This window comes from Marinomonas sp. HM11-D, assembly GCF_057626615.1.
Map to the genome: position 1 here is coordinate 178,680 of NZ_JBMMKT010000001.1, position 12,663 is coordinate 191,342.

13 protein-coding genes are annotated in these 12,663 nt (G+C 47.5%); 6 read left to right on the top strand and 7 right to left on the bottom strand.

Annotated elements, in window-relative coordinates; genetic code table 11:
• Window positions 1-135 precede the first annotated feature (135 nt).
• Window positions 136-330 carry an entry exclusion lipoprotein TrbK gene (gene trbK / locus ACOSVP_RS00820; protein WP_487345618.1) on the top strand — a complete coding sequence of 65 codons (195 nt, stop codon included), beginning with the start codon at window positions 136-138 and terminating at the stop codon, window positions 328-330.
• A gap of 48 nt (window positions 331-378) precedes the next feature.
• Here trbK and ACOSVP_RS00825 read toward each other — a convergent pair whose 3' ends face one another.
• Complete coding sequence (locus ACOSVP_RS00825) at window positions 379-1,062, bottom strand: EAL domain-containing protein (RefSeq protein ID WP_487345619.1); 684 nt, start codon at window positions 1,060-1,062, stop codon at window positions 379-381.
• Between the two features lie 341 nt (window positions 1,063-1,403).
• On the opposite strand from ACOSVP_RS00825, the gene ACOSVP_RS00830 reads away from it, so the two are divergent.
• Complete coding sequence (locus ACOSVP_RS00830) at window positions 1,404-3,776, top strand: EAL domain-containing protein (protein WP_487345620.1); 2,373 nt, start codon at window positions 1,404-1,406, stop codon at window positions 3,774-3,776.
• A 9-nt stretch (window positions 3,777-3,785) separates the two neighbouring features.
• Here the strand turns inward: ACOSVP_RS00830 and ACOSVP_RS00835 are convergent, their stop codons facing one another.
• Window positions 3,786-4,481: a pirin family protein gene (locus ACOSVP_RS00835; RefSeq protein WP_487345621.1), complete on the bottom strand. Its 696-nt coding sequence runs from the start codon at window positions 4,479-4,481 to the stop codon at window positions 3,786-3,788.
• 168 nt (window positions 4,482-4,649) lie between these two features.
• On the opposite strand from ACOSVP_RS00835, the gene ACOSVP_RS00840 reads away from it, so the two are divergent.
• A complete protein-coding gene (locus ACOSVP_RS00840; protein ID WP_487345622.1) occupies window positions 4,650-5,576 on the top strand; it encodes an AEC family transporter in 927 nt (308 codons plus the stop codon).
• 18 nt (window positions 5,577-5,594) lie between these two features.
• Here the strand turns inward: ACOSVP_RS00840 and ACOSVP_RS00845 are convergent, their stop codons facing one another.
• From ACOSVP_RS00845 to ACOSVP_RS00865, 5 genes are all read right to left on the bottom strand, one after another.
• Window positions 5,595-6,641, bottom strand: coding sequence for a Gfo/Idh/MocA family protein (locus ACOSVP_RS00845; RefSeq protein WP_487345623.1), 1,047 nt, complete (start codon window positions 6,639-6,641; stop codon window positions 5,595-5,597).
• Between the two features lie 39 nt (window positions 6,642-6,680).
• Window positions 6,681-7,334 (bottom strand): YceH family protein, encoded by a 654-nt coding sequence (locus ACOSVP_RS00850; protein ID WP_487345624.1) that lies wholly within the window; start codon window positions 7,332-7,334, stop codon window positions 6,681-6,683.
• Window positions 7,335-7,343: 9 nt separating this feature from the next.
• Window positions 7,344-8,141 (bottom strand): sterol desaturase family protein, encoded by a 798-nt coding sequence (locus ACOSVP_RS00855; RefSeq protein WP_487345625.1) that lies wholly within the window; start codon window positions 8,139-8,141, stop codon window positions 7,344-7,346.
• Window positions 8,142-8,187: 46 nt separating this feature from the next.
• Complete coding sequence (locus tag ACOSVP_RS00860) at window positions 8,188-8,571, bottom strand: hypothetical protein (RefSeq protein WP_487345626.1); 384 nt, start codon at window positions 8,569-8,571, stop codon at window positions 8,188-8,190.
• 73 nt (window positions 8,572-8,644) lie between these two features.
• Window positions 8,645-9,784: a MalY/PatB family protein gene (locus ACOSVP_RS00865; protein WP_487345627.1), complete on the bottom strand. Its 1,140-nt coding sequence runs from the start codon at window positions 9,782-9,784 to the stop codon at window positions 8,645-8,647.
• Window positions 9,785-10,112: 328 nt separating this feature from the next.
• Between ACOSVP_RS00865 and betI the strand changes: the two genes are divergently transcribed.
• From betI to choW, 3 genes are all read left to right on the top strand, one after another.
• Complete coding sequence (betI, locus tag ACOSVP_RS00870) at window positions 10,113-10,697, top strand: transcriptional regulator BetI (protein ID WP_487345628.1); 585 nt, start codon at window positions 10,113-10,115, stop codon at window positions 10,695-10,697.
• 160 nt (window positions 10,698-10,857) lie between these two features.
• The gene (locus ACOSVP_RS00875; RefSeq protein WP_487345912.1) at window positions 10,858-11,736 is read left to right on the top strand and encodes a choline ABC transporter substrate-binding protein; all 879 of its coding nucleotides are present in this window, start codon (window positions 10,858-10,860) and stop codon (window positions 11,734-11,736) included.
• Between the two features lie 80 nt (window positions 11,737-11,816).
• A complete protein-coding gene (gene choW / locus ACOSVP_RS00880; RefSeq protein ID WP_487345629.1) occupies window positions 11,817-12,662 on the top strand; it encodes a choline ABC transporter permease subunit in 846 nt (281 codons plus the stop codon).
• Window position 12,663 lies beyond the last annotated feature (1 nt).

Genomic DNA, 12,663 nt, shown 5'->3' on the forward strand with positions numbered 1-12,663 from the left:
GTTTTCATTTGTTGATTTCGATCTACAAAGGGTAGATGATAAATCTTTAGAAACAGCAATGCTTTAGGTAACGATTTCACCCTTACCTAAATGATGTATCGTTAAACAATAAGCTGTAAGCAAGGAACATTGGTTATGAAATACGTTTACATGGCAGGTGTATTAGCTGTCGCACTGTTTGTTATCCTCTCGCCTGATTCTGACAATGCTTTTGAGGCCAACGTCGAAAATTGTAAGTCTGAAAACTTACGCCAAATTAGTGATGAGCGCATGATGTGGCAATTGTCTGGTGAGTGTCAGCGAGAAGGCATGTACGAGCTAAACAGTTAACAAAATTTGAAAGCCCGCTTTGAACAAAGTGGGCTTTTTTGTACGGCTTTAATCTGGCCAGTGAATCTCTGGGATACGTTCAAAGGTTGGCTTAGCAAACAGGTAGCCTTGGAACAAGGTAATGCCCATCGCTCGAAGTGTCTCGTACTCGGGCACCGTCTCGATCCCCTCGGCAATGACCCTTTGCCCTAATGCTTGCAGCATATCGACCGTGTGTTTAACGATGATTTGGCGGGCTGGATCTTGGTCGATGTTACGGATCAATTCCATATCAATTTTAGTAAACCTAGTCTTTAGATCAGCCAATTGCGTTAAACCATTATAGCCTGAACCAAAGTCGTCAATTGCCGTTTGAAAGCCTATTTGCTGGTAATGGTTGATGATGCTTAGCAGATGATCATGATCGAAAATCCGTTCATTTTCGGTGAACTCGAAAATGATTTTGGTCTTATCAAAGCCGTAGGTTTCAGCTGCCGCTAACGTGGTGCGAATACACAGCTCGGGTTTATAAATGGCGTTGGGCAGAAAATTAATACATAAGAAAGACTGTACGCCTAACTCGGCTGCTAGGCGGATGGCTTTGACTCGACAGCTTTGATCAAAGCGGTAGCGATTGCTTTCGTTGACCCACTTAAAGACTTCAGCGGCACCTTCGCCATTGACACCACGCACCAAGGCTTCTTTAGCAAAGACGGTTCGATCCGAGACATCAACAATGGGCTGAAAAGCCATACTGAAGTCGAACCCTAAATCGCACGCTTTCGCGCATTCCCTGCAGCTAAGTTCTTGAAAATCAATCGGTTGCATGTCGGTCCTCATAAGACATCTGTGTCTTTAGCATATCTCGCAATCCTCATAAAACAAGTCTTATGTAACAGCTTTCACACATTCATCGTGTTTGATATCTGTGTTCTTTGCCTAGCATAAAATTGGCTTATGTTTTTGTTAGGTAGAGATGTTTCCTTTTAGGATCTAATCTAACAAGAAGAACATGAAAAGCGTAACCAAGATTTACCACCCTATATCTAAACGCAATGCGCATTTCTCCTAACTAGGAGCATCAGAGGTACTTTGTGATTAGAGCTTTCGCCTGCACGGTTATTTTATTGTTGAGCCAATGTGCTATCGCAGCGGATGGCAGCATTCGCTTGCAGCTCAAATGGCAACATAGCTTCGCCTTTGCTGGATACTATGCGGCCGAGCAACTTGGCTATTACCGTGATGCTGGCTTGGATGTCGAGTTAATCGAAGGCTCGCCTAACACCGATGTTTACAGTGAGGTTGCGACCGGCAAAGCAGACTATGGCGTTGGTAATAGCTCATTACTGGTTGAGCGCAGCCGTGGTCGACCTTTTGTCATTTTAGCGGTGGTGTTCCAGCATTCTCCGATGATTTTTATCACGCAGGATGCGCTACTGAGTTTCGATGATTGGCCAGGCAAACGTGTCATGCTGGAAGGCTCTGCCGACGAATTAATACTCTTTTTAGAACAACAAGGAGTTAAGCTGTATGAGCTTGAATTCCTACGTCATAGTTTTGATCCAAGAGATCTATTGGATAAGCGCGTTGATGTGATGAGTGCCAACAGTACAATCGAGCCTTACTTTCTAGCACAGCAAAACTTCCCTTATCGCGTGTTTTCACCTCGCTCGGCTGGCATTGATTTTTCCGGTGATAATTTGTTTACCTCTGAAGAAGAAATTAAATATCACGCCGAGCGTGTGGCGGCCTTTCGTGAAGCCAGTTTGAAAGGCTGGCAGTATGCTTTGAAGCATCCCGACATCGTTATTGGATGGATCTTATCGATCTATAACAGTCCCTATGAGCGTGACTATTTAGAATTTGAGGCGAAGGAAACCTATGATCTGATTCAGCCCAATTTGGTTGAGGTGGGTTATTTAAATGAGTCCCGTTGGCAAGATGTGGCGCAAGCTTATCGGCACACGGGTAAGCTCAACGCTGATTTTGATCTAGGCGCGGCCTTGTATCATCCTCCGGTTAACAAAAATTGGACTGAGATCATCATGGTCGTGGCGATCGCCTCAGGGATAGTGTTGATCTTGGTCTTGGTTGTGCTGTATGTGGTGCGTACCAATAAACGTCTCGATGCAGCGCTAAAAGAAAGCCATCAAGCACGACATCAGGTAGTCAAACAAGCCAACCAAGACCCGCTCACAGAATTGCATAATCGTCGTTATTTCAAACAGCGCCTGCAAGCATTGTCATTGTTGGCGGAGCGAGGCCAAGAGCCCTTTGCCTTATTGTATTTGGACTTGGATCGTTTTAAGGAAGTGAACGATCTCTATGGCCATCAGTGGGGCGATCATTTGCTAAGAGAGGTGGCCAAACGATTACAGAAATGCATCCCAAAAACCGCCGAGTTAGCGCGCATCGGTGGAGACGAGTTCACCATTTTAGTGCCTTATCAAGCGGGGGTGGTCAATCTTACAACGCTGGCAAAAAGCCTTTTGATGACTCTCGAGCAGCCTTATTATCTTCATCAAGACGAGGTCTACATCTCCGCCAGTATTGGTATTACCCAGGCACCATTGGACAGCACTGAGCCCTCGGCCCTGTTGCAATACGCTGATGAAGCCATGTACGCGGCCAAGTCTGCGGGGCGTAGCTGTTGGTGCTTTTTTAGTTTTGAATTACATCAGCGGGCCACAGAGCGTCAAAGCTTGATCAATGATTTGCGCCAAGCACTGCCTAACGAGGAGCTGTTTTTGGTGTATCAACCGATTGTGGATATTAAGACGGGACACATTAATAAGTTTGAAGTCTTACTGCGTTGGCAACATCCTGACCGCGGTCTGATTTCACCGGAGAAATTTATTCCCATTGCAGAAGAGTCAGGCCTAATCTCTGAAATTGGTGACTATGTGTTTAAAGAGTCGATTCGTCAGCTTGCCAGCTGGCGCCAACAGTTTGGTACAGACCTGATAATCAGCATTAATATCTCACCTTACCAATTGGCCGCCCCAGAAAAGCATATGTCGGATTGGTTTGACTTCCTCCATGCGCAAGGGGTTCCAGGGACTTCAGTGAGTTTAGAAATTACCGAAAATATGCTCATGCATCACACGGAAGTGGTATCGAAGCAGCTATTGGCGTTTCGTGATCAAGGCATTAATGTGGCGTTAGATGACTTTGGTACCGGCTATTCGGCACTGTCTTATTTGAATCGTCTAGACATCGATTTTATTAAGATAGATCGATCCTTTATCCATCAGCTGGCTGAAGAGCGCATGGAGAAGGATCTGTGTGAAGCCATTATCAGCATGGCTCACAAACTCAAACTCAAGGTGATTGCGGAAGGGATTGAGACCCCTGCCCAAGCCGCAATCCTAGCCAAGTTTGGATGCGATTTGGGGCAAGGGTATCTCTATTCTCATCCGCTAGCGACACAGGAGGCTGAAGCCTTGCTGCAAGTCCAGCATGCCTAAAGGCGATCTTTATGGCAGATCAAACAGGATCACTTTCACTTGCTCGGATTGCTTGGCGAAGTGAATACTGCTCAGTTGCTCGATCTTAGCACCGTCTCCTTGGCGCATAGGGATTTCACCCTCAAGCATCAATGCGCCTTCCACCACATGAACATAGTAGCGGCGTGTAGGATCTGCTGGCCAGGTCGCGCTTTTGTCTTGATTTAGAATCAGCTGAATCAAAGACGCATCTTGCTTAATCTGTAGTGTGCCATCACGACCATCGGGGGTAATGATGCTGGTAAAGCCTTCGGCTTCGCCAAAGCTCTTTTGCTGATAGCCAGGCGCGCCACCTAGGCTGTTTGGCTGAATCCAAATCTGTAGAAACTTCAAGCGATTTGAATCGGATGCGTTAAACTCACTGTGAAAAATACCGGATCCCGCGGACATAAGTTGGTACTCTCCAGCAGGCAGTTCGCGCACGTTGCCGGCGCTGTCTTTGTGGGCAATCGTACCCTGTGTCACTAAACTGATGATTTCCATGTCCTTGTGACCATGGGTTTCAAAGCCCATTTTGGGATGTACGGTATCATCATTGATCACGCGTAGGGCGGAGAAGCCCATATGTTTAGGATCGTAGTAATGACCAAAGGAAAAGGTATGGTAACTGTTAAGCCAACCGAAGTTCGCTTGGCCACGCTCGGTGGCTGGACGTAATGTGATCATGCTTCACTCCAAAAATACTAAGACTCAATGTGAGTAGATGATCACAGTTTATATATCGAAAAAGTAAATTAAAAGCGCAATATTTTGAGATTTAATATCAGTTTAATTGATGTTTTTTCTTGGGCGCTCAAACAGTTTGTTGAGCCCGTGACTCTGGAATGAATCGAGATGACCTTATTTATCGCAATACTACCGGTATTTTTACTTATCCTAGTGGGCAGTCTGCTGCAGCGTTGGCGCTTTCCCTTTGATGGCTTTTGGCAAGGCGTTGATAAGCTGGTGTATTGGTGCTTGTTTCCGGCACTGCTGTTTACTAAAACCAGTGTCATCGATTTCTCCAATCCGATGTTGCTGCGCTATGGCATTGTTTTAGTTAGCGCATTGATGATCACCGCCGTCGCCGTGCTGTGGATGGCGCGCCTTCTGAAGGTGTCCAATCCGACCGCAACCTCCATGCTGCAAGCGGCGGTGCGTTTTAATACCTTTATTACGCTTGCTTTAGCGGATCGTCTGTATGGGGCTGAGGGGCTGGTGTTTGCCGCCTTGGGAGCGGCCGTATTGATTCCTTCGGTGAACATTTTCTTGGTGGTCACCATGGTCTCCATGCACGGTCAAACGCAGCAATCACTGGCCAAATTGATCACCAAAGAGCTTTTGAAAAACCCACTGATTTTAGCCATCGCCGCAGGACTGGGCTTAAATGCCTTGGGACTTACGCCGATTCCTGTGTTCTCTGATATGACCCAAATGCTGTCCCAAGCGACTTTACCTTTGGTGCTATTAGCCGTCGGCGCAGGGGTACGTTTGAACACTATCCGTTCGGTCGGGGCGAGCTTTTGGTTATCGGCTGCAGGGCGTCTTGTGATTTTTCCAAGCGTTATCTTATGCGCTTGTTATGTCTTGGAGATTCAGGGATTAGCAGCCTATGTGGCTCTGCTGTTTGGTATAGTTCCTACCGCCACATCAGGGTATGCGTTGGCGAAACAGTTGGGCGGTGATGCGGATCGAATGGCAGCGTTTATTACCTTGCAGACGGGCATGTCGTTAGTCACAGTGCCGCTCAGTATTACACTAGCCCATAGTTGGCTGGGCTAGTGTAAGTGTTAACACTGTTTAGTGTTTGTGGTGACCATGTTCGTGATGGTGATGCTCAATATCACAATCGTGGTCACAAGGTTCAGGCTCTCCAGGGTAAAAGACGCCGATGTCTTGGCGCACTTCGTCCATGGTCGACAAGATATCTAGTGTGTCTTGCCAAGAGTGGTTTGGACTCTGTAGCAGGCCTTCTTGGATGCAACGGTTCACTTCTTCGATCTCAAATTGGTAACCCACGCCAGGCACATCAAATTCGATGGAATGCTCTGCACCATCGGCTTTCACTAGGGTCAGTTCTTTGCTTTGATACCAGTTTGTGCCGAATTCGATGTAACCTTCCGTTCCGGACAATACCGCACGGTTCGGTTGGTGGCTGATAATAGACGATTCTAAGGTCGCCAATTGGCCGTCATCCCAACCCAGTAGCAACTGCTCAAACACATCCACATCGGTATCACCGACCACGGCTTGGTTCTGGATAAAGTCCGGTTTACCAAGAAATAGCTGTGCTAGGAAAATTGGGTAAATCCCCACATCCAATAGTGCACCACCGCCGAGTTCTTTACTGAGTAGGCGTCCTTCTGGGTCCTGTGAACCATTAAAGCAGAAGCTGGCTTGAACACTTTGTAATAGGCCAATTTCACCTTCTTCCACCCATTCTAAAGCCTGCTCAACTGCAGGATTAAAGCGTGTCCACATGGCTTCCATAACAAACACTTGGTGCTCTTTGGCAAGATCGAATAGCTCTTCTGCCTGTAGCTCGTTAAGGGTAAACGGCTTTTCACAGAGTACGTGCTTGCCGGCCTGAATACAGGCTTTCACTAACTCAAAGTGCAATGAGTTGGGTACACCAATGTAGATGACATCCACTTCGTGACTATTGATCAGCGAGAAATAGTCCATCATCGCCAGTTCAATATCAAAACGCTCTGCAAAAGCATCTGCGGATTCTTTACTGCGTGATGCGATCGCTCGCAAAACGCCTGTTTGGGCATATTTAAAATCTGCCGCAAACGCTTGAGCGATGGTTCCTGTGCCGATGATTCCCCAGCGTACTTCATTCATGGGAGGCTCCTAGGTGGAAGGTGGTGAGTGACATGTCAATTATAGCCCAGTGTTGGCCTCAAGCGCAGCGAGACGTGCGCTTAAGTCTGCCACAGTTTGCTCAAGGGCATCGATGCGTGTCAATAAATCTTCATCGCCAGATGCTTGCACTAACTCTTCGGCACTGACATCGATATTGCTTTCACTGCAAAACAGCTCTTGGAAGCGGGCTTCACGCTTGCCGGGTTCACGTGGCAGTTGCTCGACAAATGGGCCGCCGGTTTTTTCTTTTAGATTGGTGAGCGCCTGTTCCACCTCTTGTAGACTGGCAAAGGCATGCAAGCGACCACTGCGGGAACGCAGTTCGCCAGGTGTTTGTGGACCGCGTAGCAATAGCATGCAGACAATGGCTGTTTCTCCCGCATTGAACTGTAGATCGGAGAATTCAGTGTTACAGAAACGGTGTTGGTATTTGGCTACACGGCTACCTTGATAAAACTCTTCCGTAACAATGCTGCGTGCCACCAGCGCATCAATGGTGTCTTGCACTTCAAACTCGGAGTAATTTACCACCGGATCGCGGCTCGATTTTTGGTTGCAGGCGTTAGTTAATGCATTGATGCTCATTGGGTAGTGGTCTGGGGTGACGATAGATTTCTCGATCAAGCAACCAATGACGCGAGCTTCCATTGCAGTTAACGTGTAGTACGACATGTTTCTCTCCTATTTCGAGCGTCCCTTTCCTTTGATTGATAAGGAAAAGGGCATTTTAAGCAGTTCTAATAAACTTTTCGGGGCGTAATCTTGGGTGTTCGGTAGGCCAATATTGAGCTGCTGGTCGCCTTGTTGACTGTCGGCTAAATAGCTTTTGAAGCAGCGATCCCAGAGGCTTAGGCAAAAGCCAAAGTTGCGATTGGCTTCGTGGTTGATTCGCGAGTGGTGAATGCGGTGCATGGCTGGCGTGACGATGAACGTGCGTAGCGCATGTTCGATTTTGGCTGGCAAGCGCACATTGGTATGGTTAAACATGGCTAGGCTATTAAGCAGAATATCAAACATCAGCACTGCGGTGGCCGAAATGCCAAATAGCCAGATGGCGGCGGCCTTGATCATCAATGACAGTAAGATTTCCAGGGGATGGAAGCGCACCGCCGAGGTGGTATCAAGTTCTGGGTCGCTGTGATGTACGCGATGTAAACGCCATAACCAAGGTACACGATGGAACAGTCGGTGTTGCCAGTAAATCAATAGATCCAATAGCACTAACGAAAGCAGCAGTGCTAGCAGGTTGGGTAAGGTAGACAGTGGAGCGAAGGGCGCTGCGGGTAAAAGCGCAACGCCTGTGAGCAAGAGCGGTTGGACGAGGCGTACCAGCAATGAGTCGATCACCAGTAAGCCCAAGTTGTGTCGCCATCTGCGACGCCATTGTTGCAGAGGTTTGCGCGGCAAAAAGTACTGCCAGCTCAACAGAACTGAGACAAACAGTAAAAATAAAAGTATGCGCAATTGATAGTCGATCATGCCTATCCGTATTAGCGGTAGATAGGGCTAGTCTACACTACTTTTTTCAATGGAGTGCTTGATCTAGCTGGTATTTTCTCACCATATCGACTTTCAATAGCGCCAGAAGTTCCACTAAAACATTAAGATTCACATGATCTAGGCTATCGATCAGTAGGCAGTGATCTCCCATATGGACATTGCTGAGCCGTTCGTAAAAGCTGGATAGGTCTAAGTCACTGGCGTGGTACAAACTAAGGTTTTGTTTATGGGGGACGAGGGCAAACACCCAGTCTTCTAATAAGTAGAATACATCGACACCTTTTTCACGGATCAGGCGAGCAGTTGGGGCGATCGAGAAAATTAATTCGCTTAAGGTGTCGACGTCGGTCGTGACGTCGTGTGTGGGATCTTGATTTTGCAGCGCAAGCGCTTTAATGCTCGTCAACATAGGCACCTCCTAGGGTGGTAGGCATGGCGTATGTTGACGACTTGTGTTCAGCGGATCAGGCTTAGGGTTACAACTAGGATTCCAAAGCAATCAAAATACGGTTCATGGCTTGTTCTAATTGGGAACGTGAACATCCGAAGTTTAGGCGAATAAATCCCGCTGCGCCAAACCCTTCACCATCAGAAATTCCCACCCCCGCGTTTAAAAAGAAATCATGGGGCTTTTCAATAGCGTATGCACTGATATCCAGCCAAGCTAAGTAAGTGGCTTCATGTTCTGCCATCTTGATTTGGGTATGAGCGATGCGTTCACGAATATAAGCGCAGTTGTTACGTAAATACACCAGCAGTTCTTCATGCCAAGCTTGACCCTCTTTGTAGGCCGCTTCAGCGGCGACCAAAGCTAACAAATTTGGTGCAGGGATCAGGCCTGCACGCGCATTATTGAAGCGTTGACGCAATTGGCTGTTAGCGATGATGGCAAAGGCGTAGCCCAAACCAGCAATGTTAAAGGTCTTGGACGGTGCCATTAAGGTCACAGTACGCTGTGCCGCGTCGTCATTTAAGCTGGCAAACGGAATGTGCTGAGCGCCTGATAAAATCAAATCACAGTGGATCTCATCCGATACCACCTGTAACTCATAGCGTTTGGCAAGTGTATGAATTGCCAGCAGTTCTTCCCGTGTATAAACGGTGGCGCCTGGGTTGTGGGGATTACACAAAAGTAGCATGGATGCGTCTGCTTTTTTGCAAGATTCTTCCAAACTTACCAAATCCACTGTCCAACGGTTTCCTTTGAGTACAAAAGGTATTCTGTCCAGCTTTCGATCAGACATCTCCGGCGCCTTGGTCAAGTGATAGTACACAGGGCTCGGTACTATGATGCGATCATTGGGTTCGGATAATGCTCGCACGCACAAATGTAGTGCGCAGACTAAACCGGGTAGGTGCACAAAGTGTGCGCTGGAGGGTTGCCATTGGTAACGGCTCTGACAGTGCGCTTGAATGGCTTGTACCAGCGATTTAGGGGCATAGGTATAGCCATAGACTCCTTCGCTGACCCGTTGGCTCAAGGCGTCTTTTACGCACTGGGGGGCATCAAAATCCATGTCAGCAATCCACATTGGGATGACATGGCTCGGATATTTGCCCCATTTGTCACTGTTATGGTTACTGCGATCAATAATCTCGTCGAAATGAGATCCCTGACTCATATAAACTCCTTAGGTGGCAGGTGATCAGAAAATCACCTTGAGCGATTGATACTGCCATACGCACGATTTGGTAGAGACCTGAATAGTGAGCGAAATGACGCTTTTAGATAAATTGTGTTGGTAATGTACAAGTGCTGCAAATCCTGTGATCAGGATCAAGGAAAAATTTAAAAATATTTTTTCTTGCGCAATCCCTTGTATTGCAAGACTTCCACAATGATTCGATGTTTTACGCTAACTACTTAGAGTTATTAAGGGTTGACCATTCCCAGACGTTGTGTCTACTATAGTTTTAATTAAATGGTTGTTTAACAAAAAGGGAATCCCAATGCCAAAAGTTGGAATGCCAGAAATTCGAAAACCTCAACTGATTGAAGCAACCATTTCAGCAATCGATGAACTAGGTTTTCCTGGCGCAACGGTGAGCGTAATCAGCAAAAAAGCTGGTGTTTCTCCGGCCATCATCAACCACTACTTTGGTGGTAAAGACGGCCTGTTAGAAGAAACCATGCGCAGCCTAATTAAAGAGTTTTTTGAAGTGTTGCACAGTGAGCTGTACCTAGCTCGTGAAGGCGACACTTATGAGAAAGCGATGGCGATTGTTCGCGCGTCGATCAGCCAATCTCAAACACGACCACAAGTGGTCAAAACGTGGATGGGATTCTGGGCTTCGGCGATGCACAAACCAGCGCTATTTCGTTTACAGAATGTTTATTCACGCCGATTACAAAGTTGCTTAGTGGTTGTGTTTCGTGAGCGTTTTAGCAAAGAGCGCGCACGAGAGATTGCCTTCACGGTGGCAGCGATGATTGATGGTATGTGGCTTCGCGGTTCCCTAGCCGGAGGCATCGACAATCAACATGCAGCGAACATGATCAACGAGTATATCTCGTTAGTGTTGGCCAAACCGTAACGGGCGAGCCCCCAAGGATGGGGCGCTTTGTTGGGCGTGCAATCGATTTGAATATTTAGAGCCGAGTCACACTCTCTCTAACCATATATCCATTAGGAGATAGATTATGTTGAAATTGAAACACGCTACACTTGCTTTATGCGTTGCTGGTGCCTCTTCGATGGCGGCAGCGGCAGATTGTTCTACGGTTCGTTTCTCTGATGTAGGTTGGACAGATATCACGGCGACCACGGCGATTACGTCAACGGTCCTAGAAGGTCTAGGCTACAGCACCAAAACACAATTACTTTCAGTTCCGGTGACTTACACATCACTGGCTAACAATGATATTGACGTTTTCCTAGGCAACTGGATGCCAACTATGGAAGCGGACATCGCGCCTTACCTAGAAGCGGGTACGGTGGAAGACCTAGGTCCTAACCTAACCGGTGCTAAATACACCCTAGCCGTGAGCAAAGCCGCTTTTGATGGCGGTTTGAAAAGCTTTGCCGACATCGCTAAATATTCACGCGAACTAAATGGTCGTATCTACGGCATTGAACCGGGTAACGACGGCAACCGTCTAATTCAAGACATGATCAACCAAAACGCTTTTGGTCTTGGTGAATTCCAACTAGTAGAATCGAGCGAAGCCGGCATGCTATCTCAAGTGAGCCGTAACGCGCGCCGTGACAAGTGGATCGTGTTCCTAGGTTGGGAACCACACCCAATGAACGCTAACTTCGATATGGCGTACCTAGAAGGCGGTGATGACTTCTTCGGTCCAAACTACGGCGGTGCCAACGTGCATACCAACGTGCGTAAAGGCTACCTTCAAGAATGTCCAAACGTGGGCAAACTGCTAACTAACCTAAACTTCTCTCTACAAATGGAGAACGAAGTGATGGGCTCTATTCTTGATGACGGCGAAAAACCAGAAGTGGCAGCGCAGAAGTGGTTGAAAGCTAACCCTGCTGTACTGGACTCATGGTTAGACGGCGTTCAAGCGGCTTCAGGCGACAATGGCCTAGCCGCGGTAAAATCTTCATTGGGTCTGTAACCAAGTGACACGTTAGAAAAATACATAAGCGCCGCACGGCGGCGCTTATAGCTTGATGTAAGTTGTTTGGAGACCCCTATATGAATTGGCTAACAGAGCACAAACTCCCACTCGGCGATACCATGGAAACCTTTGTAAACTGGTTGATTGATGTTGCCTCATTCTTTTTCGATTTTATTTCTGTCACCTTAGAAACGCTCATTTTTGCCATGGTAGATGGCCTTGAATGGATGAACCCATTTGCCGTAGTGGCGCTTGTGTTAGCTCTGGTCTGGTGGCTCCACCGCAGTATCGGTTTGATGATTTTCGTCGCCGTGGCTTTCATGCTGATAATGAATTTGGGCTACTGGCAAGAAACCGTACAAACGCTGGTATTGGTGATTACCGCAACCATGATCAGTGTCTTGGTAGGGGTGCCGATTGGTATTGCTGCAGCACACCGTCCGATGCTGTACACCATCTTGCGTCCGATTTTGGACTTGATGCAAACCATCCCAACTTTCGTCTACCTGATCCCGACCTTGATCTTGTTTGGTCTTGGCTACGTACCAGGTTTGATCTCAACCATTATCTTTGCCATCGCGGCACCGATTCGTCTGACTTACTTGGGTATTAGCAAGGTGCCAAACGAGCTGCGTGAAGCGGGTTTAGCGTTCGGTTGCACCAAAGCCAAATTGCTTTACAAGGTGGAACTACCTGCGGCGATGCCAAGCATCATGGCCGGTGTTACCCAATGTATCATGCTGTCGCTATCTATGGTGGTGATCGCAGCCCTTGTAGGTGCTGACGGTCTAGGTAAACCAGTGGTTCGAGCCTTGAACACCGTCAACATCTCACAAGGCTTCGAAGCGGGTGTGGCGATCGTATTGGTAGCCATCATGTTAGACCGTATCTGTAAAACACCTAATTCAAAAGCGGAGGGCTAAG